Source organism: Thalassospira profundimaris (genome assembly GCF_003326755.1).
Classification (GTDB): domain Bacteria; phylum Pseudomonadota; class Alphaproteobacteria; order Rhodospirillales; family Thalassospiraceae; genus Thalassospira; species Thalassospira profundimaris_B.
Genome location: NZ_JPWH01000007.1, coordinates 114,436 through 140,199, shown reverse-complemented (window position 1 = coordinate 140,199; position 25,764 = coordinate 114,436). Strand labels below are relative to the sequence as shown.

The following is a 25,764-nucleotide window of genomic DNA, read 5'->3' as shown; positions in this document are numbered from 1 at the left end:
GCCGCATCGTACATGTGTACATTTGTACATTTACCATCCAGTCGCATTTTGCCAGATCAGGCGGGTCCGTTAACCCGAAAACTGGCGCAGCCGGGGCCCGGAAAATGGTACGATGTCATTTGTGACACCCAACAATGTTCACGATTTGTCTTGCATTAAAACGGCTGCGACTCTAGGATTCCTCTGGGATTTCGAGAGGAACGCACATGCAGAACCCTTTTCTTGACCGTCTTCAGGCCGCCGCCCAACGCAGCACACGCCCCCGTTTTGCCAGCGCGCTGGTTCTGGTTATTTTGGCCCATACCAAGGCGAATGGAAAAGTTGATGCCAGCCGCGCCGAACTGGCCGCAGCCGTTGACCGAAGCCATGCTTATCCTGCCCGCCACAAGGCACGGGCGGAACGCCTGGGGCAAAAGCAACAGGAGCTTGACGCATTTCTGACCAGTCTGGACGAAAAACACGCCAATGGCACCCTAACCTATGGCGAACTGAAACAGGCGCGCGAGCGGGCAATTGACGCCTTTTTAAAGGATGTCCGGTCCCCGACACTGGCGAATGTATCGCGGGTGATTAATGAATTCATTCGCGCCGGCCTGATTTCGGCGCAATATATTGATGCACAGGGCAATTATTACGATATTCCCGCCAAAGGCCGCATTGCCGAATATCGATTGACACCACCTGAAGCGGTTTCGCTGTTAAAATTGCAAGATACTGTATCTCAAAACAAATCGGGTATCTGGAGCATGTTTGAAAAACGCCAGATCACAAAAGAGACCCGGTCTGCCTGTCAACTTGATTTGTTATAAGTCTGTAAACACACAAAACAGGGGCGCAGGAACGACCCACAACACCCCACGATCTTCTGCTGGTCCGTCGCCATCTTAGGGTGTCACAAATGACACTATATGTTAAACGGCATGATTAACGCCAGACACAGGTCCCAAACCCGCCCGTCAGATCCCAAACATCCCTCCCCGCAAAATAGCCATTCACACAACAACACGGCGGCAAAAAAACAGCAGACGAGATTTGACAAGAGTGCCCAAAAACCACACAAAACTTTCGCATTAATCCGGTTTTTGAAGTAATATTTGCCAATTATACGTGCTTTCAAATGCCGCTGGATCCCTTGTGGCGCGCCGGTTTGCGACGTTTCAATAGTGTCGTCGCATTTCTACTGGTCTTTTGACTTAAGATTTCTGCCAAACACGGTTCAATCCGCAATAGATTTTCTGATCGCTGTTAAAATCAACAGCACAGCAAGAGCAGGAAACCTGCCGCTATACAGAGGGAGACTTTGGGTGCGATTGACAGCCCTTGATACAGTCCGCTTGGCAAGCGGGACTTGTCATCTGTATTTGAAGTTTGCTTCAGATACAGACCTGCCGCGCGACGGGCGCGAAACAGGTTTGGGCGCCATGTGCTCCGATGTTCTGACACGCTCGACGTTTTCAGCCCGTTCAATGCTGAAGACGCTTCCGCTGTATATCAAAGAGATCTGCCTTCCTGGCATCCCGCAAAGATGCCAGACAACGGCTTACGATAGCGCCGAGCAAAGCCGAAACGGGACATCCGCAACAGCTTTATGCAGGCATACCACCTCAATGACCCGGTCATGTTCGGATAAACAGGTATCAAGTTACCGATCCTGAACACGACAGGACACATTGGATAAGGCATCCCCCTAACCGCCAAGGTATGTGCACATGCGTTCCACATCTGACATCCAAACCCTCGTCAACCGCCGCGAGAAAAACAAAAGCCTGGAAGCTCCGTTTTACAATTCCGCCGAAATTCTGGATCTGGATATCGACGTAATTTTTGGCAAACACTGGATTTTCGTCGCCGTAGACCCGGAACTGCCCGAACCCGGTGATTGCGTCACCGTCGAGGTTGGCAAGGCATCCATCCTGATCCTGCGCGGTGATGACATGGAACTGCGCGCCTTTCACAATGTGTGCCGCCATCGCGGCGCCCGCCTGATTGACGAGCGTGCAACCACGATCGGCAATATCGTTTGCCGCTATCACGGCTGGACCTATAACGAGGATGGTGACCTTATCCTGGCAGAACATATGGGTTCCGGGTTCGACAAAAGCTGTCATGGCCTTAAAACGGTACATGTTCGCTCGGTCGCTGGTCTGATTTTCATTTGCCTTGCCGAAAATGCGCCCGCAGACATCGAAGATCTTGCGCGCACGATGGAGCCCTATCTTGCCCCGCACGACATCGCCAATTGCAAAGTTGCCCATACAGCGGAACTGATCGAAGAAGGCAACTGGAAACTGACGATGGAAAATAACCGGGAATGCTATCATTGCGAGGGCAACCACCCGCAATTGACCGTCCCGCTGTCTGAATTCGGTTTTGGTTTTTCGCCTGACGAGCTTGACGAACGCCGCTCCGGGGACGTCAAAAAATATCTTGAATCCGTTGAACACGACCATAAACGCTGGGAAAGCTGCGGCCTGCCCTCCGCCGAGGAAGAGCACCTTGCCAACGTTACCGGCTTTCGCACCATGCGCCTTCCGCTAAGCTGGGAAGGTGAATCCCACACGCTGGACACAAAAGTGGCCTCGAAAAAGCTGCTGGGCAACTTTACCGATGCCAAACTGGGCGGGCTTAGCTTCTGGACACATCCCAATTCGTGGCATCACTTCATGAGTGATCACATCGTGACATTCTCTGTCCTGCCGCTGTCGCCAAACCGCACACTGGTACGCACAACCTGGCTGGTCCACAAGGATGCCATCGAAAACGAGGATTACACCCTCGACAACCTGACCCAGGTCTGGACGATGACCAACCTTCAGGATGCGATGCTTGTCCGCCTGGCCCAGCTTGGCAGTGAACAGCGTGCTTATGAACCCGGTCCCTATTCGACATTTACCGAACCCCATGTCGAAGCATTCTGCGACTGGTATATCAAACGCTTACAAGACCATTTTGCCGAAGACAAAGCTGGAATTGCTGCTGAATAAGCTGGTCGGACTGGCCCGTAGCAGAAAAGGGATAATGCCGAAATGGCTGAAGAAAAACTGACAGAAGTAACCCGTGTTCCCATGTGGGACCCTGAACAAGACGATGTGCTGGTATGTCGTCAGGTGCGTCAGGAAACCCATGATGTAAAGACATTTGTCTTTTCCGGTCGGGAACCACGCGCCTTTCGGTTTTATCCCGGCCAGTACATGACGTTTGAACTTCCCGTTGAAGGGATGGTCACGCGCAGCTACACCATTTCTGCTTCGGCAGCCCGCCCCTACCGTGTTGAAATTACAGTCAAACGCGTTCCCGGCGGTCCGGGCTCCAACTGGCTGCATGATTATATGGTCCCGGGCAAGGAGGTAAATGTATCCGGCCCTGGCGGAGAATTTACCACCGACGCCACCGGGGAAGAAAAACTTCTGTTTCTTTCGGCAGGCAGTGGCATCACCCCCATGATGTCAATGACACGTACAGCCTGCGATCTGTCGGAACCTACGGATCTGCATTTTGTTCACGCCGCCCGGTCCCCCTCCGACATCATTTTCCGCGACGAACTTGCCTTGCTTGCCGCACAAAACCCGTCGCTGAAACTTGCCTTTACCTGTGAAACCACGTCGGCCAGTCATAGCTGGAGTGGTTACACGGGGCGCCTTAGCCTCCAGATGCTTTCCCTGATGTCTCCGGACTTCCTGGAACGCAAAATCTTCTGCTGCGGCCCGGCCCTGTTTATGGAAGGGGTCCGGAACATGCTGCAACAGGCTGATTTCAATATGGAAAGATATTACGAGGAAAGTTTTGATTTCGGTGCCGAAACCGCAGGAACCATTGAGGAACACGCATCGGCAGCCCCCGAAATCAGCGACCAGACTTTCCGGGTAAGCTTTTCCAAAACAGGCCATGTCGTCGAATGCGGCCCCGGCATGACTGTTCTGTCCGCAGCACGCGAGGCAGGACTTTTGCCTATGTCCTCCTGTCAACGTGGTATCTGCGGAACCTGCAAATCGAAACTTGTTTCGGGTCAGGTTGACATGCAGCACGGCGGCGGCATCCGACAGCGCGAAATTGACCAGGGTAAAATCCTGATCTGCTGTTCAACGCCCCTGTCCGATATTGAAGTCGAGATCTGACAAACGATGGGAAAGCCCTTCGCGGGTTGTTGGTGCGGGAAGTCACGGTGCTCTCGCACGTTAAGGTCAGCCGTTGAAAACAGGGAAACAAAATGAAAAAATTACTTGTATCAGGATGCTTGACGTTAAGTTTTTTCGGGGGGAGCATCGCTGCACAAGCAGCCGATTGCGGTACCGTCACGATTGCCAGCATGAACTGGCAAAGTGCGGAAGTTCTCTCCAATCTGGATAAAATCATTCTCGATGAAGGATATGGCTGTGACGCCGAAATCACCATCGGTGATACTGTCCCGACCATTACCTCGATGACCGAACGGGGCGAACCCGACATTGCGCCGGAAGCCTGGATCGACCTGCTGCCCGATGTTGTCAAACGCGGCACCGAAGAAGGACGTATCATCAATGTCGGCTCCCCCCTGCCCGAAGGCGGACAACAGGGCTGGTGGATACCCAAATATTTCGCCGATGCCCACCCGGATATCAAAACCGTATCCGATGCCCTGAAACATCCCGAACTCTTCCCCTATGACGAAAATCCCGGCAAAGGGGCGATTTTCAACGGCCCGCAAGGCTGGGGTGGTACAGTTGTCACATCACAATTGTATTGGGCCTACAACGCACAGGATGCCGGTTTCGTCCTGGTAGATACCGGCTCTGCAGCGGGCCTGGACGGCTCGATAGCCCAGGCATACGAAAAAAAGCAAGCCTGGCTGGGATATTACTGGGCGCCGACGGCGCTGTTGGGCAAATACCCGATGGTCAAACTCGACTTTGCGGTTCCCTATGATGCCGCCGAATGGAAACGTTGTAACACCGTCGAAGACTGCCCGGATCCCAAACCCAACAAATGGCCGACCGATACCATTGCAACGCTGGTCGCCAAACCCTTCCACGACAAAGCCAGCCCCGAAGTACTCGAATATCTGGGCAAACGCTCCTGGAGCAATGAAACCGTCAGCAAACTGATGGCCTGGATGACGGATAACCAGGCAACCGGCGAAGACGGCGCCAAGCATTTCCTTCGTGAAAACAAGGACATCTGGACCAAGTGGGTGACACCGGACGCAGCCAAGAAAATCGAAGCTGCGCTGTAAAAAACTGTATCAAGCCGGGCGGTGCGCCCAAGCGCGCCGCCTTCCATGCGCCGATAAAATCAAAAAGACGTGTCGCAACCCTTGTAAAGGTGGAATTTAATGGAATGGTTTTATAAATTCCCGCATATGGACGACACTGTCCTGCGTAACCTGAAAAAGGCAATCGACGAAAGTTTCAGGGAATTCACGCGTGCTTTTGGCGGAACAATCGAAAACATGTTCTCCCCGCTCAAGCACTTTCTGATTGCAGCCGACCACTTCATGACCCACACACCCTGGCCCATTATTACCGCGATCATTCTGACCATTGCCTGGTTTGCCAGCCGAAGCGTCAAAACCGTCCTGGGCTGCCTCGTAACACTGCTTCTCATCGGTTATTTCGATATGTGGGAAGACACGATGCAGACAGTCGCCATTATCTTTGTCTGTACGGTTATGTCGATTATGATCGGTATTCCGATCGGCATTTTGATGGCGCGTTCCGACCGCGTGCAAAAACTGATCAATCCGATCCTCGACGTCATGCAAACCATGCCCAGCTTTGTCTATCTTATTCCGGTTGTCATGCTGCTGGGTATTGGCAAGGTACCCGGGCTGCTTGCGGTTGTAATTTACGCCATCCCGCCCATGATCCGGCTGACCAACCTTGGCATCCGCCTGGTTGACAAGGATGTGCTTGAAGCCGCCGATGCCTTTGGCACATCCGGCTGGCAAAAACTGTTCAAGGTTCAGCTTCCGCTTGCCCTGCCCACCATCATGGCCGGGATCAACCAGACCATCATGATGGCCCTGGCAATGGTTGTTGTTGCCGCCATGATCGGCGTTCAGGGCCTGGGTCAACCGGTTCTCAAGGCCATCGCCAACCAGTATTTCACACTGGGCATTTTCAATGGTCTTGCCATTGTCGGCATTGCCATCATCTTTGACCGGGTCAGTCAGGCCTATGGCAAAAAGCTCCAGAAACACCGGGAGATTTCGCATGGCTGATCATCTGTCTGGCGGGATACACATCCGCAATCTATACAAGATTTTCGGCCATAATCCGGCCCTGCATGTTGATGCAGTGCAAAAGGGCATGACCAAGGCCGAACTCAACGAAAAATTTGGTCACATCCTGGGCCTTCGCAACATCAATCTCGAAATTCCCTCTGGCCGTATCCAGGTCATCATGGGGCTTTCGGGGTCGGGCAAATCAACACTTATCCGCCATATCAACCGTCTGGTTGACCCGACCTGTGGCGAGGTGCTGGTGGATGGTGTTGACATTGTCAAAATGAACCAGGACGAACTGCGTGCCTTTCGACGTCATCAAACGGCAATGGTGTTTCAGAAATTCGCCCTGCTGCCCCATCGGACGGTTCTGGACAATACCATCTTTGGCCTCGAGGTTCAGGGCATTGACCGGTCCAAAGCCATCGACATCGCAATGCGCTGGCTTGATCGCGTCGGGTTGAAAGGGTTTGAGGAAAAATACCCCAATCAGCTTTCCGGCGGGATGCAGCAGCGCGTCGGCCTGGCCCGCGCCCTTGCCAATGATGCCCCGGTTCTGTTAATGGACGAAGCCTTCTCGGCCCTGGACCCGCTAATCCGCATGGATATGCAAACGGTTCTTCTGGATATTCAAAAGGAAATCGAGAAAACAATCGTTTTTATTACCCACGATCTGGACGAAGCCCTTCGTCTGGGCGATCAGATCGCCATTCTGCGTGACGGCGAAATCATCCAGCAGGGGACAAGCCAGGACATCGTCCTGCGCCCTGCCGATGACTATGTGGCGAACTTCGTCAAGGAGGTCAATCGGGGCCGCGTTGTCCATGTCGAAGCCGTGATGATGCCGCTATTGGCCGGTGCACAAACGGTCGGTGTATCAATCACGGCAGGAACCACCATCGAAGATGCCATGCGGATGCTGGCTGATACATCGGATGGCGTTGGTACCGTGGTTTCCACATCGGGGCAGCCCCTGGGCAAGGTCAGCTTCCGGCAACTTGCCGGTGCCATGATCGACATTCAGGATGTCCCACGCGAACAAACGGACCCGATTGCGATTTCATCCTGACCCTGCCTGCCCCTGCAGCTTGCGAAATCTATAAAATCAGACAAGCGCCGCCCGGTTATCAAATCGGGCGGCGTTTTTCTTCAACCAATAACCGATCCGGTTTTAAAATGACGGATCGTTAAGGTGACAGCTCCTCCACATCGGGCACAGCCTCCTCGGTGCGGGCGCCTGTGGGCTGGCGCAAGGCTTGCGGGGTACATCCGTATCGGCGGCGAAACATGCGGCTTAGATGCGACGAATCACAAAAACCGCAATCCACTGCAATCTGGGCGACGGATTTCTGGCTTTTTTCAATCAGATGACGCGCCAGATCCAGGCGAATATTCAAAAACGCCACCTGTGGGGATGTGTCCAGCGTCAGTCTGAAATGCCGTTCAATCTGGCGTTTGCTATTGCCCATGCGCCGTGCCACTTCCTGTACGGATATGGGTGTATCGATATTTTGCTGCATGATCAAAAGCGCGCGCTGCACAATCGGGTCGCGGGTTTTCAAATCCAGCGGAATACCGGGCTGGGGTTTTTCCGCCTGCAGGGCATCGTCAATAATCATGATATGCAGGCTTTTATTGGCCTGGGCCCGGCCCACATGCTTGTCCACCAGATAGGCGGCCAAATGTGCCGAACTGACCCCGCCTGAACAGGTCAGCCGGTCACGGTCCACAACAAATATCTGGTCGGCAACCGGGTCCAGCCCTTCAAACTGCTCCATGAAATCCGAATGGTGAAACCAGCTCACACAACAGCGATACCCGTCAAGCAATCCAGCCTGATGGAGTAAAAACGCGCCTGTACAAATGCCGATCAGCGGCACGCCCGCGGCTGCGGCCTCGTGCAGGAAACGGTGATAAGCGGGGCTAAGCGTGGGCGTTTCATCCATCAGCCCACCCACGACAACAATATAATGAAACCGCCTTGGGTCCCCCAGCCTTTCCTTGGCCTGTACGGTGATGCCGCTGCTCGACGCGACCGGATCCATCGTATCGGACAGCACCGTCCATTTGCACAAAATCGGACGACTGCGATCACCATCATCGGCGGCCAGGCGCAATACATCCACGAAATTGGCAAAGGCACAAAGTGTAAAGCGGTTTGCCAGTATGAACCCGACCGACAGCCGCGGGGCCTCGGTTTTCGGTTTTGCCGGCCGTGCGGCAGAAACCTGGTTTGACTGAAAACTGCCGGCCTGAAAGTCACGCGTCGCGCCCATATGACCTCCGACTTTTAAAAGGTTCCTGCAATTGTCGTAGCGATAATCTCGCTTTGACGCAAACATTCTATTTTTTAACGTTAGAAAACGCCAGATTATTTCCCAGAATACTGAAACCCAGCCCGTCATGCCAAGGGAAACAGTCGCTCATACGCAAAATGCTTCCTGCCTGCATCGGCCCCCGATAATGGCAGAAGATTCGCGCCACAGACGACCGGAATTCCTAACAGCATGAACCATAAGTGCTGGTCACAAAAGACTTCGGGGCAATGCGCTGGCACCCCCTGCTGCACAACAAAAATAACGGCCCTGTCAAAAACAGGGCTGGTCCCGGCTGCAATGACATTCCGGGAATGCGTCAGAGAGGTAAATGATGAAGGTCCTTGTACCTGTTAAGCGGGTTGTTGATTACAACGTGAAAATTCGCGTCAAGGCGGATGGATCGGGCGTTGATCTTGCCAATGTCAAGATGTCGATGAATCCCTTTGACGAAATTGCCGTCGAAGAAGCCGTTCGCCTGAAAGAAGCAGGCACTGCCAGCGAAATTGTTGTTGTTTCCATCGGTCCGGCCCAGGCCCAGGAAACATTGCGCACCGCCCTTGCGATGGGCGCGGACCGTGCCCTGTTGATCGAAACCGACCAGCGCACGGAATCCCTGACGGTGGCAAAGCTGCTCAAGGCCGCGATCGAGGAAGAAAAACCGGAAATCGTCATTCTGGGCAAGCAGGCCATTGATGATGATGCCAACCAGACCGGACAGATGCTCTCTGCCCTGCTGGGCTGGTCGCAGGCAACCTTTGCCTCCAAACTGGAAATCGGGTCGGGCGAGGCAAAAGTCACCCGCGAAGTCGATGGCGGCCTGCAAGCGATCACGGTTAAACTTCCCGCCATCGTCACCGCTGATTTGCGCCTGAACGAACCGCGCTATGCCTCTTTGCCCAATATCATGAAGGCAAAGAAAAAGCCGCTCGAGAAAAAAACACCCGATGATTTTGGCGTGTCCATGTCATCGCGCTGCAAGGTCGTGCGGGTGGAAGAACCCGCCGTCCGCCAGGCAGGTGTTAAAGTTGCCGATACCGCCGAGCTGATCGACAAACTGAAAAACGAAGCTGGCGTCATCCAGGCGGCCTAAGCGGAGATACTGAAAATGGCTATTCTTGTTTTTGCTGAACATGACAATGCGGCCCTGTCCGAACAAACCACCAAGGCTCTTACAGCGGCATTGGCAATGGGCGGCGATATTGACATTCTGGTTTCCGGGCACAATGCCGCCCCGGTCGCAGAGCAGGCCGCCAGCCTGAATGGCATCCGCAAAGTTTTGCTCGCCGATGATGCAACCCTTGCCAATCAGTTGGCAGAACCGACCGCATCGCTGATCCTGTCTATTGCAGCAGATTATGACACCATCCTGGCAGCGGCCACCACCAATGGCAAAAACATCCTGCCGCGTGTTGCCGCCCTGCTTGATGTCATGCAGGTTTCGGATGTGACCGAAATCGTCGCGTCCGATACCTTCAAACATCCGATCTATGCGGGCAATGCCATTGAAGTTGTCCAGACGACTGACGATAAAAAAGTCCTGACCATCCGCACAACCAGCTTTGCCGCCGCCGCAACGGGCGATAACAAAGCCCCGATCGAAACCGTAAGCACCAGTGGCGAGAATGCCGGTCTTTCCAGCTTTGTTGAAAACATCCTTTCCGAAAGCGACCGGCCGGAACTGAATTCCGCAAAAATCATTGTTTCGGGTGGCCGTGCGCTGGGATCATCGGAGAAATTCCAGAATGTTCTCACCCCGGTTGCCGATAAACTGGGCGCGGCCATTGGCGCATCGCGCGCCGCAGTCGATGCGGGATATGCCGCCAATGACCTTCAGGTCGGCCAGACCGGCAAGGTCGTCGCCCCCGATCTTTACATCGCCTGTGGTATTTCCGGTGCCATTCAGCATCTTGCCGGGATGAAAGATTCCAAAATCATCGTCGCCATCAACACCGACGAAGACGCACCGATCTTTCAGGTGGCCGATTATGGCATTGTCGGCGACCTGTTTGAAATTCTTCCCGAACTGGAGCGTCAGCTCTGATCCCCCACTCAGCCATTTGAAACGGAGCAACTCCAGTGAGCGAATCATCCTATATCCTGCGTATTGCCTGTGACGACCGCCCCGGCATCGTTGCCGCCGTGACATCGGCCCTGGCATCGCGCAATGCCAATATCATTGAATCCAACCAGTTCTTTGACCGCCAGTCGAACCAGTTTTTCCTGCGCATCGCGGTCAGCACCCCTGCCGACATCGATAAATCGCAGGTCGAACTGATGCTGAGTCCGGCTGTGGACCGCTTCAATATGAAGTTAAAGGTTCAGGACCTGTCACGCCGTCCAAAGATCATCATCATGGTTTCCAAATTTGACCATGCGATGCTGCATCTTCTCTATCAAATCAAGGTGGGCTGGCTGGATGCAGAGGTGGCGGCCATCGTTTCCAACCACGAAACGGCCCGCAAAATCGCCGAGCAGGAAGGCATTCCCTTCCATTACATGCCGGTCAACAAGGAAAACAAGGTCGAACAGGAAGCCGCCCTTTCCGACCTGATCAAGGAAACCAATGCCGAACTGGTGGTCCTTGCCCGCTACATGCAGGTTCTGACCAACGATTTTTCCAATAAATTCTTTGGCATGATCATCAATATCCACCATTCGTTCCTGCCCTCCTTCAAGGGGGCAAAGCCCTATCACCAGGCCCATGAACGCGGCGTGAAACTGATTGGCGCAACCGCGCATTATGTAACACCGGACCTTGATGAAGGCCCGATCATTGAACAGGAAACCGAACGCGTCAGCCACGCCATGTCGGCCGAGGATTTTGTTGCCACCGGCCGGGATATCGAGGCGCGTGTTCTGGCCCGGGGGGTCAAATATCACCTCGAAGGGCGCGTCATGCTCAATAAAACAAGAACGGTGGTTTTCACCTCGTAATTTGCCCGAAAAGGGGACCGGTTTGCCGGTCCCCGTCGGTCGTTTTACCGCAAAGCCTGACCACCTGTTCAATACCCGAACGCCATGACGGGGCAATCAGTCAGGGGCCCCGAAAGAACCTAAAAAAGCAGATCATCATCTCGAGAAGAAGGACTGAGATAAATGGCCGCATTTCCCAACAGGGCAAAAGTCGTAATCGTTGGCCTCGGCGGCATCGTGGGTGCCTCGGTGGTCCACCATCTGATCGAAAATGGCTGGGACGATATTGTCGGCATCGACAAATCCGGCATCCCGACCGACATTGGCTCGACGGCACACGCCTCGGATTTCTGCTTTGCGACCAGCCATGACCTTCTGTCCTGCTGGACGACGATGTATTCGATGAATTTCTATGAAAAGATGGGGCACTATGCCCGCATCGGCGGCCTTGAAGTGGCCCGCGTTGGCGACGATGAACGCATGGCCGAACTCAAACGCCGGGTTGATTCCGGCAAGGCCTTTGGCACCAATGTCAAAATCATCAGTGCCGCCGAAGCCAAGGAAAAATTCCCGCTGCTTGAAGAAGACCAGATCCAGGGTGCGATGTGGGACCCGGATGCCGGCCTTGTCACCCCGCGGTCGCAAACCGTGGCGGGCAAACTGGTCGATCAGGCGATTGCAACAGGCAAGCTCCAGGCGTTTGGCAATACATCAGCACTTGAACTGACCAGCGAGAATGGCCGCATTACCGGTGTCCGCACCGAACGCGGTACCATCATGGCCGATTATGTGGTTGTATGTGCCGGGCTGTGGGGCCGTCTGATTGCCGAACTGGCCGGTGAAGACCTGCCGGTTATGCCCGTTGACCATCCGCTGACCTTTTTCGGACCGTATAACGAATTTGAAGGTACGGGTGTTGAAATTGGCATGCCGCTTTTGCGCGATCAGGGCAATTCGGCCTATATGCGCGATACCGGCGACCCCAAAAGCACCGAAGGCGGCCAGATCGAGTGGGGCTATTATTACGAGGAAAACCCCCGCCTTGTGCATCCACGCGAAATTCTTGAAAAACACCAGGCGCGGCTTTCACCCTCCCAGCGCGATCTGGAGCTTGAGGACGTGATCGAACCGCTGGAACGGGCAATGGAACTGACCCCGATCCTGACCGAACTGGGCTTTAACGAAAGCCATTCCTTTAATGGCCTGTTGCAAACCTCCATCGATGGCGGTCCGGCAATGGGCGAAAGCCGCAAACTGCGCGGTTTGTGGTATTCGGTCGGCATCTGGATCAAGGACGGGCCGGGCATGGGCAAATTGCTGGCGGACTGGATGACCCATAACCGCACCCATATTGACCATCACGCCATTGATTACAGCCGCTTTAACGATTTCCAGCTGGGTGAACAATATATCTATGACCGCTGCTGGGAAACGGCGAAGAAAATCTATAACCCGCCGATTCACCCGCGCGAACCCTTTGCCAATGCCCGTGGCATTCGCCGTTCACCCTTTTATGAACGCGAGGTTGAACTGGGTGGCTATTTCATGGAACTGGGCGGCTGGGAACGCGCGCACGGTTACGCCGCCAACGAACATTTGCTGGAGAAATACGCCGATCAGGTGCCGGTGCGTGAAAACGAATGGGACACCCGCCACTTCTGGCGTGTTTCCAATGCCGAACAGCTCGAAATGAGTGCGGATTGCGGCATTATCAACCTGTCGCATTTTCACATGACCGACATTGAAGGCCCCGATCACGTTGCCCTGATGGAATGGCTGTGTGTTGCCAAGGTTGGCGGCGATAATAACATTGGCAAGGGTATTTATACCCACATGCTCGATGATGAAGGCAATGTGCGGGCCGACTTTACCGTGTTCCGCATGGAAGATCGCTGCCGCCTGGTTAACGGGGCCGATGCCGGTCCGCGCGATTTGATCTATATGCGCCGCGTTGCCCAGGATAAAGGTTTTTCGGTGACCATCACCGATGTCACCGAAAAATACACAACTGTCGGCATCTGGGGCCCGAATGCGCGTGAAAACCTGCAAAAGGTGGTTGAAGACCCCGATGCGCTGAGCCTGGAAAACTTCCCGTTTGCCGCCATTCGCCCGATTAAAATTGCCGGTAAAACCGTTACCGCATTCCGCATTTCCTATGTTGGCGAACAGGGCTGGGAATTGCACATGCGTTACGAAGACGGACTGGATGTCTGGGATGCGTTGCGCTCGACCGGTGTGATTGCCGTGGGTGTTGAAACCTATGCCAATTCGCGCCGCCTGGAAAAATCGCTGCGTTTGCAAAACGCCGATTTGATCACGCAATACAACCTTTATGAAGCCAACCTTGCCCGTCCCAAGGTCAAGGAAGCTGATTTCTGCGGCAAGGCAAAGCATGTCGAATATCGTGAACGCGACCACCAGCCTGCCATGCTCTGCACCCTTGTTGTCACCGACAATATCGACAGCCAGGGTGTTGCCCGCTATCCGCTGGGATCGCTTCCGGTGATGGATCCGGAAACCGGCGAAACCCTGATCGACGAGTTGGGCCGCCGGTCTTACACCACATCCATTGCCTTTGGCCCCAGCGTCGGCAAAAACATTGCACTGGCCTATCTGCCGCACGCCTATTGCCAGGAAGGCCGCAAACTCAACATTTCGTATTTTGACGAAATTTACCCGGTTGAGGTGGTAGGTATCGGTTACAAACCGCTGTATGACCCGGAAAACCTGAAACCACGCAGCTAACAGGCTGCACGCATCAAGCATAACAAAACGGGGTGCCCAATCAGGTGCCCCGTTTTGTTGTGCTCTCAAGGCGTTTTGCCCAGACTCAGATATCCTGCACCCGTCTCGCTTTTTACCCGCAACAGCACAGTAAACAGGCAAAACAAAACCCCGTGGCACCTTTCGGCAGCACGGGGTTTTGGAATCCTCTTTTCGGTACCGCCGAAAAGATCAGCCCTTGTAAATCGGGAAGGCGGCGCACAGGGCACGAACTTCGGCCAACACAGCCTGTTCGGTTGCATCATCGCCCTCCGGGTTATCCGCAAGGGCATTGATCACTTTAATGATCAGCTCGCCAATTTTGCGAAATTCCGCCACACCAAAACCGCGTGTTGTTCCGGCCGAGGTTCCCAGCCGCACGCCCGATGTCACAAACGGTTTTTCCGGGTCAAAGGGAATGGCGTTTTTATTGCAGGTCAGGCCCGCACGTTCCAGTGCGGCTTCGGTTGCCTTGCCGGTAACGCCCTTGGGCCGCAAATCCACCAGCACCATGTGGCAATCCGTCCCGCCCGAAACAATATCAACCCCGCCTTCAATCAACACTTCCGACAGCGCACGGGCATTGTCAATAACCTGCTTGGCATAATCGGTAAAGGCGGGTTGCAATGCCTCGCCAAAGGCCACGGCCTTGGCGGCAATAACGTGCATCAGCGGCCCGCCCTGGTTTCCCGGGAACACTGCGGAATTGAATTTCTTGGCCAGTGCCTCGTCATTGGTCAGAATAAACCCGCCACGCGGGCCGCGCAGGGTTTTGTGCGTGGTGGATGTCACCACATGGGCATGCGGCACCGGGTTGGGATAAACACCGGCTGCCACCAGACCGGCATAATGAGCCATATCGACCATCAAATAAGCCCCGACTTCATCGGCAATGGCGCGGAATGCGGCAAAATCAATATGCCGCGGATAGGCCGATGCCCCGGCAACAATCAGCTTGGGCTTGGTTTCCAGCGCAACCTTGCGGACGGCCTCCATGTCGATCAGGTGGGTATATTCCTCGACCTCATAGGAAACCACATCAAACCATTTGCCCGACATCGTGACCGGCGAACCGTGCGTCAAATGCCCGCCATGCGCCAGCGACATGCCCATAATGCGGTCACCGGGCTGCAACAGGGCCAGAAAAACCGCCTGGTTGGCCTGGGCACCGGAATGGGGCTGCACATTGGCAAATTCGGCCCCGAAAAGCTGTTTGATGCGGTCAATGGCAATGGTTTCCACCACATCAACATGCTCGCACCCGCCATAATAGCGCCGTCCGGGATACCCTTCGGCGTATTTGTTGGTCAGGACCGATCCCTGCGCTGCCAGCACATCTTCCGAGACGATATTTTCCGAGGCAATCAGTTCGATCTGATTTTGCTGGCGGTCAAGTTCATGGGCAATTGCTTTTGCAATTTCGGCATCCGAAACGGTTGCCGTGACCATTGAGTCAGACATTGTACATTCCTTTCTGGACGTCAATTTTTATGCAGACAGTTCAGCCGATCCGGTTTGAAGCAGACCCAGCAGATGCGGGGCAAAAGACCGCCAGACATCCACCCGGAAAGACGCCTCGCCGTCTCGCCACAAAATGACGGAAATACCGTCAATAACCGTGCGACATCCATCACCAACAGCAATTTGGTCAATATCGCGCGGGCAGCCAATTGTCAGAAGGTCGATTGCGGCCGGTCCTTCAATCTTTGCCGTAATTTCACGGGCGGAAATATCGGTCAAACTATGGGGTGTTGCCGCATAAATCGCGGCACAGGCAGCGGTAATATCTGCCGTTTCACCTGCCCCGGTTTGCAACAGCCATTCATCCGGGCCAAGGCAAATGACCTCGCGGTTGCCGTTTTTGGTGCGTGCCCCAATACGCGTGGGCAGTTCAAGGCCAATCGCCGCCCCCAGCGCGTCCCGCCCGCTTTCACGCACGCGCACTGAAAACCGGCCAATCGGGGCCATCAAATTCACCGAAACAGCACCACCTGATACAAGCGGACCCGGCGTGAAGGCATGTGTCAATACGGTCATCCTGTCGTCTCCGCGTTAAAGTTTCAGCCGTGCGCCTTCGGGGTCGTAAAACACGGTCCCGGTGACTTCCGCCTCGATCACGCCTTCGGGCATGGGGATGTAAATGGTATCACCCATCTTGTCATGCCCGCCTTCAACCAGGCCAAAGGCAATCGGGCGGCCCGCAGCATCACTGTGATAGGAAGACGTCACATGCCCGACCATTTTCATCGGAATGGGCTGATTGGGATCCAGCACAATTTGCGCGCCTTCCTCCAGTTTGGTTTTTCCATCGCGGCTCAAAAGACCCACAAGCTGCTTGCGCCCTTTTGCCACCAGGTCCGGGCGTTCCAGCCCGCGTTTGCCGACAAAATCGGGTTTTGATTTGCCAATCGCCCAGGAAATACCGGCATCATAGGGTGTTACCGTGCCGTCCGTATCCTGGCCAACAATGATATAGCCCTTTTCGGCGCGCAAAACGTGCATGGTTTCGGTGCCATAGGGGCAAATATCGTATTGCTGGCCTGCTTCCCACAGAATTTCCCACAATTCACGCCCGTGCGCCGCCGGAACATTCACTTCAAATCCCAACTCGCCGGTAAAGCTGACGCGAAACAGACGTGCGGGCAGACCAGCGACCTTGCATTCGGCAATCGACATATGCGGGAAGGCGTCAGCGGAAATATCAAGCCCTTCCACCAGCGGTTCCAGCAATTTGCGCGCATTTGGTCCGTTCAGGGCAATGGTGGCCCATTGTTCGGTCGTCGAGGTCAGCCAAACATCAAGGTCCGGCCATTCGGTTTGCAAGTAATCTTCCATCATGTTCAGCACACGGGCAGCCCCGCCCGTTGTGGTGGTAACATGGAAACGATCGTCACTCAGGCGGCCAATAACGCCGTCATCACGAATAAAACCGTCATCCCCCAGCAACAGGCCATATCGGGTCCGCCCCGGTGCCAGCTTGGTCCAGGGGTTGGTATACATGCGGTTCATAAATTCCACCGCATCCGGCCCGACAACTTCGATCTTGCCCAGGGTAGAGGCATCAAACATGCCAAGACTGGCCCGTGTTGCCCGGCATTCCCGCGAGACAGCGGCATCCATATCCTCGCCATCCTTGGGGAAATACCACGCGCGCCGCCACATGCTGACAGGCTCGAACACCGCGCCATTTTCCTCCGCCCAGCTATCAATCGGTGTTTTGCGGGTCACATCAAAATGATCCCCTTTATGATAGCCAACAAAGGCCCCGAACGTTGTTGGGGTATAAGGCGGGCGGAAGGTCGTCAAACCCACCTTGGGCTGCGGCTTGCCAAGGGCATCGGCGGCAATGTTCAACCCGTTGATATTGGACATTTTGCCCTGGTCGGTCGCCATACCGTTGGTGGTATAGCGTTTGACATGCTCGATCGAGTGCATGCCTTCGCGCACCGCCAGGCGCAAATCCTTGGCCGTCACATCGTTCTGATAATCGACAAAGGCACGGGCCTTGCCCGGGTTAAGGTCGGTCGGCAATTCCTTGTGGCTGATGCCGGTTCCCGGGCGATCCGATGCCACGTCATAAGTTGCGGCAACCGCATCCCGGCCCAGATGGCGGGCAACAAGCGCGCCCATTTCCGCACCATCATTAATGGCGGCACCAATGCCCCACAACCCGCGCCCGGCCCCGGCGATTTCGCAATCTTCGGTTTTGCGGTCGGGCAGGAATGTCTGTTTTTCATCATCCCAGGCCAGTGAGCCCTTGGTATGGGAAAACAGATGCAGCGACGGCGTCCAGCCCCCCGACATCAACAAACAGTCACAGGTCAGGGTTTCAGGGGCACCCACCTTGCCATTGGAAACCGGGTTCACGCGCACAGATTTGACCCGCAAGCGGCCTTCGGTACGGGTTGCCGTATAACCGGCGAGAACACGAATGGAGCGCGATTTCGCCCCTTCCAGCAGGGTGGAATCCGGGTTGGCGCGGGTATCGACAATCGCCTGAATTTTCGTGCCCGCATCGGCCAGGTCAAAGGCGGCATACCAGGCGCTGTCATGGCTGGTCACGATGACAGCGCTATTCCCCACCCGCACGCCATAGCGGTTGAGATATGTTTGCGCCGATCCGGCCAGCATCACGCCAGGGCGGTCATTGCCATCAAATACCAGCGGTTTTTCCAGCGCACCCTGCGCCAGAATGACCTGCCCTGCCCGCACACGCCACATGCGTTCGCGCGGCATATTGGCGGCTGGTGCCGGCAAATGATCCGTCAGCTTTTCACACAGGGCCACCATATTCTGGTGATAATAACCAATCGCCGTTGTCCGGGTCATCACCCGTGCGCCAAGCGATTTCAGCTCTGCCACTGCCTTTTCAACCCAGTCCCAGGCTTGGGATCCATCAATCACCGCCTGCGGTTCGCTTAGCAGCGTTCCCCCTGCCTCGGTGTTTTCATCCACCAGCGTTACCCGCAGTCCGGCCCGCGCCGATGCCAGGGCGGATGCCAGACCGGCAGGCCCGGCCCCGATCACCAGCACATCGGTATGCAGATAGCGCGATGCGTAATGGTCCGGGTCCGTTTCGGTGGGCGAAACGCCAAGCCCCGCCGCCGCCCGGATAAAAGGTTCATACACCTTGTCCCAAAAGGATTTCGGCCACATAAAGGTTTTGTAATAAAACCCGGCCGAAAACAGCATATAGGCTCGGTCATTGACCGCCCCGATGTCAAATTCAAGGCTGGGATAGCGGTTCTGGCTGGTGGCTTCCAGCCCGTGCCAGATTTCCTGCACGGTCGCACGGGTATTGGGCTCGAACCGGCCGGGGCCACGCCGCGTGCCCATCAGGGCATTGGGTTCTTCCGACCCGGCGGAAACCGGGCCTCGCGGGCGGTGATATTTAAACGACCGGCCCATAAGATGAATACCATTGGCCAACAGGGCCGATGCAATGGTATCGCCCTTGACACCGGTAATTTTTTTGCCATCAAAACTGAATTCAACCGGGCTCTGGTGGTCAATCCGGCCACGTCCGGGAACGCGAAAGCTGCTCATTCCGATTTCTCCAGCAGGTCGGATAATTCAGGACGGGGATCCTCCACCTTATAGGTGATCAGGAAACGGTCGCTAACGGTGTCGCGCACGGCATTGAAAAACCGGCCACAGCCATGTGCATGACGCCAGCGTTCATAATGCGGCCCTTTGACATTGGTGCGGATAAACAGAAAATCGCGCCATTCTTCATCGCTTATCTGTTTGTTGGCCGCATCGGGCCGCGCAACATGCGCCTGCCCGGCATAGGTAAATTCAAGTTCCGGCAGGGTCTGCTGGCAATAGGGGCAACGGATCAGCAACATCTGCGCTCTCCTTAATGGGCAACGGCGGCAGCCGCGGCTTCGTCAATCAGACGGCCGGTGGCGAAACGCTCAAGGGTGAAAGGCGCGTTGATGGCATGGGGTTCGTCCTTTGCCACCGTCCAGGCCAGCGTATGTGCCGCCCCGGGTGTTGCCTTGAAACCGCCGGTTCCCCAGCCGCAATTCACATACAGGCCCGGCACCGGGGTTTTACCCAGAATGGCCGAACGGTCCGGCGTCACATCAACAATGCCGCCCCACTTGCGCAACATGCGCATGCGGTTGAAAATCGGGAAAATTTCGCAAATTGCCGCCACGGTATGTTCGATCAGCGGCAGGCCGCCACGCTGGGAATAACTGGTATACTGGTCCGTACCAGAACCGATCACCAGTTCCCCCTTGTCCGACTGGCTGATATAGGCATGAACGGTGTTGGACATGACAACACAGGGGAATACCGGTTTTACCGGCTCCGATACCAGGGCCTGCAACGGATAGCTTTCCAGCGGCATACGCACCCCGGCACTGTCCATCACAACCGAGGTATGACCAGCCGCCGAAACCGCGACCTTTTTTGCGCCGATAAAACCGCGCGCGGTTTCAACACCCGTCACCCGGCCATCCGGGCCACGGCGAATGGCCGTAACCGGGCAGTTTTGAATAATATCCACTCCGCGCTGGGACGCCCCACGGGCATAACCCCACGCCACCGCGTCGTGACGGGCCGTCCCGGCCCGGCGTTGCAGGGCCGCCCCCATCACCGGGAAACGGGCGGAGGCCGAAATATCCAGCGGCGGACAATATTCCTTGGCTTCCTGCGGGGTCAGCCAGGTGTTGTCCACCCCGTTCAGGCGGTTGGCATGGATGTGGCGCTTGAAACTTTGAACATCATGCACATTGTGCGCCAGCATCAACACGCCACGATTGGAATACATGACGTTGTAATTGAGTTCCTGGCTAAGACCATCCCACAAATCCAGGGCGTGATCGTATAAACGCGCGCTTTCATCATACAGGTAATTGGACCGGATGATGGTGGTGTTACGCCCGGTATTGCCGCCGCCCAGCCAGCCCTTGTCGATCACGGCAACATTGGTAATGCCGTGTTCCTTGGCCAGATAATAAGCCGCCCCCAGGCCATGCCCGCCGGCACCAACGATGATGACATCGTATTCCGCCTTGGGCTGGCTATCGGGCCATTGCGCATCCCAGTTTTTATGCCCGGTCAGCGCATTTTTCAAAAGCGATAGCGCAGAAAAATGGGTCATGAGAAGCCAGTCCCTGAAATTTTTATGATGATTTGACTGTAACAACTGCATCAAGCCGCGCACTGCAAATTTGCGACAGTTTTGTAGTATGATTGCGCAGAGCAACAGTTTATTTATCAGGGCCTCGGGCGAATAAAGCCGCAGAAGAAATTCTCCTGCGGCTTTGAACATCCTTCACGCATCGCGCACCTGGCAAAATACTTACCAGCCCTGCCGGTCGGCGAATTCGTGCCATTTCATGATGGCAGGCAAAAACCACGGTTTGCCGGTATAAAACGGCCTGGTTTTGAACGGAAAATCATCAAAGGCCGTTTTTCCTTCATCCAGCCCCAAAACCCGTTGCGCAATTTTACGGCCAAAATAATTGGACCGTCCCACACCCGACCCGCAATACCCCATTGCATAGTGCATCCCGTCCATCACCCCGATATGCGGCACATGGTCAAAGGTATAGGCAATCATGCCCGACCAGGCATAGTCGATTTTCGCCGATGCAAGTTGGGGAAACAGGCGGGTCATAAAATCGAACAAATAAGGCGCATAGCGACCAGGCTGATCCCCCCGGCCAAAGGCCCGCCCGCCAAACAAAATACGCCGCCCGTCGGGCGAAGGCCGATAATAGGCCACCAGCCGTTCCGTACCACCATGACAGCGCAATTTCGGTGACACCGACTTTATCATATCTTCAGACAATTCCTCGGTCGCAATCATGGCAGAGCGAATGGGAATAATCCGCCTTTTGAATTTGCCAAAAGGCCCGCCTGTATAACCATTGGTGGCAATTATGACATGTTCAGCAGCAATTTTGCCGCCGGAGAAACCCACCTCAAATCGGTTATTGTGCTTTTCAACCCCATGAACCGGGCAATTTTCAACCAGCATGGCCCCTTCACGCCGAGCAATCTGGCATAAACCGCGCAACAGCTTTGCCGGGTGTACCACCCCGTCCGTCGGATAAACAATGCCACCATAATAGGCATCGGTACCGGCTTCTTCCCGCTGGTTTTCGCGGCTGACTTCAATGGCGGGGAAATCAACAATCTTGGCCAGTTCCTCGGCCTGTTCGACAAGTCCGGCATAATGGTCCGGGTGGCTGGCCCCGCGAAAACGCCCGCAAATCGACAGATCACAGTCAATTTGTTCGTCGCGAATGAAGTATACCAGCCAGTCAAAAGCCACCAGGCTTTCACGGATGGTGGCATGGACCTGATCGCGCCCATATTGCCGTTCCAGCCCGTTGACCCCCAATTTGCCAAAGCTCGGTCCCAGCATACCGCCGGTGCGGGTACTGGCCCCGCTGCCCAGATCACCCGCTTCAAACAGGGCAACAGAACGCCCCGCCCGAACAAGCGTAATCGCCGCCGATAGCCCGGTAAACCCGCCCCCGACAATAACCACATCCACCTGAGCAGGCAATTCCGCCCGGTTGAAAGATATCACGGGGGCGGCAACCGTTTTATCGGCCAGCCAATAGGGCGCGTTTGTATAGTTCGATGAATGTTTTGCCAACATCTCGATGATTTCCGTTTCTGGATATGTTTGGGCGGGGATCAGGACTTAGAGGATATGATCCAGAAAGGCCTTGGTCCTGTCCCATTGCGGGTTAAGCAATACCTGTTCGGGCGGGCCGACTTCGACAATTTCGCCGTCTTCCATAAAGACAACACGATCCGCCACCTGGCGGGCAAACTGCATTTCATGCGTGACACACACCATTGTCATACCGGTTTGCGCAAGATTGACCATCACATCAAGCACCTCCTTGACCATTTCCGGGTCAAGGGCGGATGTGGGCTCGTCAAACAGCATGATTTTGGGGTCCATCGCCAGCGAGCGCGAAATCGCCACGCGCTGCTGCTGCCCGCCGGAAAGCTGCCCTGGAAAGCGGTTTGCCAATTGCGCAATGCCAACCCGTTCCAGCAGGGTCATGGCAATCTCGCGGGCTTCGGCCTCCGGTTTTTTGCGCAGCCAGGTCAGGCCCAGCGTACAATTCTCAAGCACGGTTAAATGCGGAAACAGATTAAAATTCTGAAACACCATGCCCATCGTCTGGTGAATGAATTTTTCGGTTTTCTGGTCGCGCTGCAATTCGTGCCCAAAAACGGCGATCGCGCCTTCCTGATATTCCTCAAGATGGTTCAGGCAGCGGATCAGGGTCGATTTACCCGACCCCGAAGGGCCGCACACCACCATAATTTCCTTTTCGGCGATGGTCAGGGACACATCACGCAAAACATGATGGGCACCATACCATTTATTCAGGCCGTCAATTCGGATGGCGGGGCGCGATGCCGCCTCCGAAACAGTCGCCCGGGCTTCGTTAAACTGGCTCATCAGCGGTCCACCTTCAGGCGTTTTTCAAGATTAATGCTGTATTGCGACATGCCGTAGCACATCACGAAAAACAGGATCGAAATCATGGCAAGCGGTTCGGTATGCAGGCCGATCCAGTTTTTGTCATTGGCGATATTGCGCGCCATCAGCATGATGTCGAACAGGCCGATAATCGATACCAGCGTGGTATCCTTCAAAATGCTGATAAAGGATGTCATGATATTGGGGATCATCAGGCGCAGTGCCTGGGGCAGAATGATCAGCAGCATGGTCATCCAGTAACCAAGGCCCAGGGTTTGTGCCGCCTCATATTGCCCGCGCGGGATCGCCTGCAACCCACCCCGAATATTTTCTGCCATATAGGCCCCGGCAAACAGGCACACGGCACACAAAACCTGCGACAGCTTGTTTAATTCCATATCACTGGGCAGGAAAATCGGCAGCAGGGTGACGGCCATGAACAGCACCGTAATCAGCGGTACGGCGCGGACCAGTTCAATGATCAGCAAACACAGCCAGTGAATAACCGGCAATTTGGACCGACGGCCCAGAGCCAGCAAAACCCCGATCGGGATCGACATGGTGATGGCGAAGCTGGCAATGATCAGCGTCAGAAACAGCCCGCCCCAGCGTTCAATCGCCACTGGTGCCAACGCCACCTGCGACAACAGGCCCCCGGCGACACCACTGAAAACCAGCCATACCAGCAACAGGCTGAAAATATGGGTTTGGCGTGCAACAAACCGTGCAACAAGCGGATAAATAATGTCCGTCAGGCTGGGGCGTTTTAACATCGCCAACAGCCAGTTCACATAGCACATTGCCATAAAACCGGCGGCAAGGCTGGTCAGAATGGCATGAAAAGGTCCGGTTTCGGCGCCAAAGCCACCGCCCAAAAACAGCCATGCCCCCAAAAACGGATACAGCGCAATCCAGGAAACAAGCATAAGACTGCGATGGGCCAAAGACCGGCATGACAGCGGCAACAGCCACGCCACGGCCAACACAACGCCCAAATTGACCCGCCATTGTTCCTCAATCGGGTAACGGCCATACATCAGGCCGTTAAACCAGTCGATCACCCCGGCCCAACAGGCCCCACCAGGGCTTATATCCATACATTCCCGGCGGTTCGACGCATGCCACACCGCATCAAAAACCGCCCAGTTCAGGGCATAATCCAGAACATAAAAAACCAGACCCAGAACAAGCAGCGTCAAAATACTGTTGCCCACCGAATTGAAACAGCGACTGCGGATCCAGCGCAAAACTGTCATTTCGCTGTCTTTGGGCTTGCGCGCCGGGCTGGGAACGAACCGTTTTAACTGTGCATCGCTGTTCATTTACATGACCTTGTATTGCACGCGGGCGTTATACTGATTGAGCAGATAGGAAATGATCAGGCTGACCAAGATATAAAATCCCATCACCATGCTGATAATTTCAATTGCCCGGCCTGTCTGGTTGATCGAGGTCTGCATAAAGACCGACACCAGTTCGGGAAAACCAATGGCAACCGCCAATGATGAATCCTTGACCGCCACCAGCCAGGAATTCGCCAAAGGCGGAATAATGGCGCGAATGGCCTGCGGGATCAGGATCAGGCGCAGCATCTGATACCGTGAAAAACCAATGGTGCGGGCGGCTTCATGCTGGCCCCTGTCGATGGATTCCATTCCCGCACGCACACTTTCGGCAATTGCGGCAGAACGGTAAACCGTCATCGCGACAAAGGCCGCCCCAAACGCCACCGGCACATATTGCCCGCCTTCCAGGTTAAAGCCATCCAGGGCCGGGATCGACCATTCGACAAAACCATTGCCGATAATACAGGCAAGCACCAGCGCAACAGCCCAGATAAACCATCCCGTGCGCACAACTTTCCGGTTGCCGGTTTGATGAAAACGCGTGGCCCTGGCTTTGCGATATAAAAGCCATGCAGCACCGACAAACACAACAATTGCGCCCGCAAACCACAAAAACGAAACATCGCTGTGCGGTGACGGAAAATAAAACCCGCGATTATTTAGAAAAAACAGATCCCCCAACGCATAACCGCGACGGGGCGGCGGCAATGTGGAAAAAACGGCGGTAAACCAGAAAATAATCTGAATAAGCAGCGGCACATTGCGCACCACTTCCACATAGGAACGGGCCAGCAACGCCACCAAAGGGTTGGATGACAGGCGCAAAATACCCACGACCGTACCAATGATGGTGCCAAACAAAATAACATTGAACGCCAATACCAGCGTATTGGTAATGCCCACCAGAAAAACCCGCCAATATGTCATGGACGGATCATAGGGGATCAGCGACCAGCTTATGTCGAAACCCGCTGTCGAGCTTAGAAAATCAAACCCGAACATCATCCCCAGGCGGTCCAGATTATAGGCCGCATTGGAACCCAGATAGGCGATCAAGGCCAAAACCAGCGCCAGTGTCACCCCCTGGATGACAATACCGCGCGTTGAATCGCGATTAAGAAATGATGTCAGATCAGCCCGGCCACTGCGTTGCATCGATTGTGCCGATGCGTTGCCCGTTGCCGATGACCGGGAGGAAAAGTCAGCCATGCCCGCAAAACCGTAAAATAAGGGAAAGACCAGGCAGGCTCCAAAACG

20 protein-coding genes are annotated in these 25,764 nt (G+C 55.0%); 10 read left to right on the top strand and 10 right to left on the bottom strand.

The features are described from left to right. Positions 1-206: 206 nt before the first annotated feature. The 6 genes from TH25_RS10260 to TH25_RS10235 all read left to right on the top strand — a co-directional run bounded on the left by TH25_RS10260 (position 207) and on the right by TH25_RS10235 (position 7,268). Positions 207-809: a hypothetical protein gene (locus TH25_RS10260; RefSeq protein WP_114088340.1), complete on the top strand. Its 603-nt coding sequence runs from the start codon at positions 207-209 to the stop codon at positions 807-809. A gap of 900 nt (positions 810-1,709) precedes the next feature. Continuing rightward, positions 1,710-2,984 carry an aromatic ring-hydroxylating oxygenase subunit alpha gene (locus TH25_RS10255; protein WP_114088339.1) on the top strand — a complete coding sequence of 425 codons (1,275 nt, stop codon included), beginning with the start codon at positions 1,710-1,712 and terminating at the stop codon, positions 2,982-2,984. A gap of 42 nt (positions 2,985-3,026) precedes the next feature. Then, positions 3,027-4,115, top strand: a complete 1,089-nt coding sequence (locus tag TH25_RS10250) for an FAD-binding oxidoreductase (protein ID WP_114088338.1) — start codon at positions 3,027-3,029, stop codon at positions 4,113-4,115. A gap of 92 nt (positions 4,116-4,207) precedes the next feature. Beyond that, complete coding sequence (locus tag TH25_RS10245) at positions 4,208-5,209, top strand: ABC transporter substrate-binding protein (protein ID WP_114088337.1); 1,002 nt, start codon at positions 4,208-4,210, stop codon at positions 5,207-5,209. A gap of 99 nt (positions 5,210-5,308) precedes the next feature. Continuing rightward, the gene (locus TH25_RS10240; RefSeq protein ID WP_114088336.1) at positions 5,309-6,196 is read left to right on the top strand and encodes an ABC transporter permease; all 888 of its coding nucleotides are present in this window, start codon (positions 5,309-5,311) and stop codon (positions 6,194-6,196) included. Then, positions 6,189-7,268: a quaternary amine ABC transporter ATP-binding protein gene (locus TH25_RS10235; RefSeq protein WP_114088335.1), complete on the top strand. Its 1,080-nt coding sequence runs from the start codon at positions 6,189-6,191 to the stop codon at positions 7,266-7,268. The genes TH25_RS10240 and TH25_RS10235 overlap by 8 nt, the downstream gene beginning before the upstream one ends. A 118-nt stretch (positions 7,269-7,386) precedes the next feature. Here TH25_RS10235 and TH25_RS10230 read toward each other — a convergent pair whose 3' ends face one another. Continuing rightward, positions 7,387-8,475 carry a GlxA family transcriptional regulator gene (locus TH25_RS10230; RefSeq protein ID WP_114088334.1) on the bottom strand — a complete coding sequence of 363 codons (1,089 nt, stop codon included), beginning with the start codon at positions 8,473-8,475 and terminating at the stop codon, positions 7,387-7,389. 373 nt (positions 8,476-8,848) lie between these two features. Between TH25_RS10230 and TH25_RS10225 the strand changes: the two genes are divergently transcribed. From TH25_RS10225 to TH25_RS10210, 4 genes are all read left to right on the top strand, one after another. Continuing rightward, positions 8,849-9,607 carry an electron transfer flavoprotein subunit beta/FixA family protein gene (locus tag TH25_RS10225; protein WP_114088411.1) on the top strand — a complete coding sequence of 253 codons (759 nt, stop codon included), beginning with the start codon at positions 8,849-8,851 and terminating at the stop codon, positions 9,605-9,607. 15 nt (positions 9,608-9,622) lie between these two features. Continuing rightward, on the top strand, positions 9,623-10,558 hold the full coding sequence (locus tag TH25_RS10220) for an electron transfer flavoprotein subunit alpha/FixB family protein (RefSeq protein WP_114088333.1): 936 nt from the start codon (positions 9,623-9,625) through the stop codon (positions 10,556-10,558). Positions 10,559-10,593: 35 nt separating this feature from the next. Further along, entirely contained in the window at positions 10,594-11,451 is an 858-nt protein-coding gene (gene purU, locus TH25_RS10215; RefSeq protein ID WP_114088332.1) for a formyltetrahydrofolate deformylase, read from the top strand. Positions 11,452-11,613: 162 nt separating this feature from the next. Further along, positions 11,614-14,175, top strand: coding sequence for a GcvT family protein (locus TH25_RS10210; RefSeq protein ID WP_114088331.1), 2,562 nt, complete (start codon positions 11,614-11,616; stop codon positions 14,173-14,175). A 210-nt stretch (positions 14,176-14,385) separates the two neighbouring features. On the opposite strand, the gene glyA is transcribed toward TH25_RS10210, so the two are convergent. The 9 genes from glyA to TH25_RS10165 all read right to left on the bottom strand — a co-directional run bounded on the left by glyA (position 14,386) and on the right by TH25_RS10165 (position 25,716). Beyond that, positions 14,386-15,654, bottom strand: a complete 1,269-nt coding sequence (gene glyA, locus TH25_RS10205) for a serine hydroxymethyltransferase (protein ID WP_114088330.1) — start codon at positions 15,652-15,654, stop codon at positions 14,386-14,388. Positions 15,655-15,681: 27 nt separating this feature from the next. After that, entirely contained in the window at positions 15,682-16,230 is a 549-nt protein-coding gene (locus TH25_RS10200) for a sarcosine oxidase subunit gamma (RefSeq protein WP_114088329.1), read from the bottom strand. Between the two features lie 15 nt (positions 16,231-16,245). Then, entirely contained in the window at positions 16,246-19,239 is a 2,994-nt protein-coding gene (locus tag TH25_RS10195) for a sarcosine oxidase subunit alpha (RefSeq protein ID WP_114088328.1), read from the bottom strand. Continuing rightward, the gene (locus TH25_RS10190; protein WP_114088327.1) at positions 19,236-19,541 is read right to left on the bottom strand and encodes a sarcosine oxidase subunit delta; all 306 of its coding nucleotides are present in this window, start codon (positions 19,539-19,541) and stop codon (positions 19,236-19,238) included. Before TH25_RS10190 ends, TH25_RS10195 begins: the two co-directional genes overlap by 4 nt. An 11-nt stretch (positions 19,542-19,552) precedes the next feature. Continuing rightward, positions 19,553-20,806, bottom strand: coding sequence for a sarcosine oxidase subunit beta family protein (locus TH25_RS10185; protein ID WP_114088410.1), 1,254 nt, complete (start codon positions 20,804-20,806; stop codon positions 19,553-19,555). Between the two features lie 201 nt (positions 20,807-21,007). After that, positions 21,008-22,318: an NAD(P)/FAD-dependent oxidoreductase gene (locus TH25_RS10180; protein WP_114088326.1), complete on the bottom strand. Its 1,311-nt coding sequence runs from the start codon at positions 22,316-22,318 to the stop codon at positions 21,008-21,010. A gap of 45 nt (positions 22,319-22,363) precedes the next feature. Further along, positions 22,364-23,140, bottom strand: a complete 777-nt coding sequence (locus TH25_RS10175) for an amino acid ABC transporter ATP-binding protein (protein ID WP_114088325.1) — start codon at positions 23,138-23,140, stop codon at positions 22,364-22,366. After that, the gene (locus TH25_RS10170; protein ID WP_114088324.1) at positions 23,140-24,483 is read right to left on the bottom strand and encodes an amino acid ABC transporter permease; all 1,344 of its coding nucleotides are present in this window, start codon (positions 24,481-24,483) and stop codon (positions 23,140-23,142) included. Before TH25_RS10170 ends, TH25_RS10175 begins: the two co-directional genes overlap by 1 nt. Next, the gene (locus tag TH25_RS10165) at positions 24,484-25,716 is read right to left on the bottom strand and encodes an amino acid ABC transporter permease (protein ID WP_114088323.1); all 1,233 of its coding nucleotides are present in this window, start codon (positions 25,714-25,716) and stop codon (positions 24,484-24,486) included. Between the last annotated feature and the right edge of the window lie 48 nt (positions 25,717-25,764).

Excerpts from the sequence above, each read along its gene's own strand:
- TH25_RS10260 (WP_114088340.1), top strand. The coding sequence starts at position 207 with ATGCAGAACCCTTTTCTTGACCGTCTTCAGGCCGCCGCCCAACGCAGC.
- TH25_RS10255 (WP_114088339.1), top strand. The coding sequence starts at position 1,710 with ATGCGTTCCACATCTGACATCCAAACCCTCGTCAACCGCCGCGAGAAA.
- TH25_RS10250 (WP_114088338.1), top strand. The coding sequence starts at position 3,027 with ATGGCTGAAGAAAAACTGACAGAAGTAACCCGTGTTCCCATGTGGGAC.
- TH25_RS10245 (WP_114088337.1), top strand. The coding sequence starts at position 4,208 with ATGAAAAAATTACTTGTATCAGGATGCTTGACGTTAAGTTTTTTCGGG.
- TH25_RS10240 (WP_114088336.1), top strand. The coding sequence starts at position 5,309 with ATGGAATGGTTTTATAAATTCCCGCATATGGACGACACTGTCCTGCGT.
- TH25_RS10235 (WP_114088335.1), top strand. The coding sequence starts at position 6,189 with ATGGCTGATCATCTGTCTGGCGGGATACACATCCGCAATCTATACAAG.
- TH25_RS10230 (WP_114088334.1), bottom strand. The coding sequence starts at position 8,475 with ATGGGCGCGACGCGTGACTTTCAGGCCGGCAGTTTTCAGTCAAACCAG.
- TH25_RS10225 (WP_114088411.1), top strand. The coding sequence starts at position 8,849 with ATGAAGGTCCTTGTACCTGTTAAGCGGGTTGTTGATTACAACGTGAAA.
- TH25_RS10220 (WP_114088333.1), top strand. The coding sequence starts at position 9,623 with ATGGCTATTCTTGTTTTTGCTGAACATGACAATGCGGCCCTGTCCGAA.
- TH25_RS10210 (WP_114088331.1), top strand. The coding sequence starts at position 11,614 with ATGGCCGCATTTCCCAACAGGGCAAAAGTCGTAATCGTTGGCCTCGGC.
- glyA (WP_114088330.1), bottom strand. The coding sequence starts at position 15,654 with ATGTCTGACTCAATGGTCACGGCAACCGTTTCGGATGCCGAAATTGCA.
- TH25_RS10200 (WP_114088329.1), bottom strand. The coding sequence starts at position 16,230 with ATGACCGTATTGACACATGCCTTCACGCCGGGTCCGCTTGTATCAGGT.
- TH25_RS10195 (WP_114088328.1), bottom strand. The coding sequence starts at position 19,239 with ATGAGCAGCTTTCGCGTTCCCGGACGTGGCCGGATTGACCACCAGAGC.
- TH25_RS10190 (WP_114088327.1), bottom strand. The coding sequence starts at position 19,541 with ATGTTGCTGATCCGTTGCCCCTATTGCCAGCAGACCCTGCCGGAACTT.
- TH25_RS10185 (WP_114088410.1), bottom strand. The coding sequence starts at position 20,806 with ATGACCCATTTTTCTGCGCTATCGCTTTTGAAAAATGCGCTGACCGGG.
- TH25_RS10180 (WP_114088326.1), bottom strand. The coding sequence starts at position 22,318 with ATGTTGGCAAAACATTCATCGAACTATACAAACGCGCCCTATTGGCTG.
- TH25_RS10175 (WP_114088325.1), bottom strand. The coding sequence starts at position 23,140 with ATGAGCCAGTTTAACGAAGCCCGGGCGACTGTTTCGGAGGCGGCATCG.
- TH25_RS10170 (WP_114088324.1), bottom strand. The coding sequence starts at position 24,483 with ATGAACAGCGATGCACAGTTAAAACGGTTCGTTCCCAGCCCGGCGCGC.
- TH25_RS10165 (WP_114088323.1), bottom strand. The coding sequence starts at position 25,716 with ATGGCTGACTTTTCCTCCCGGTCATCGGCAACGGGCAACGCATCGGCA.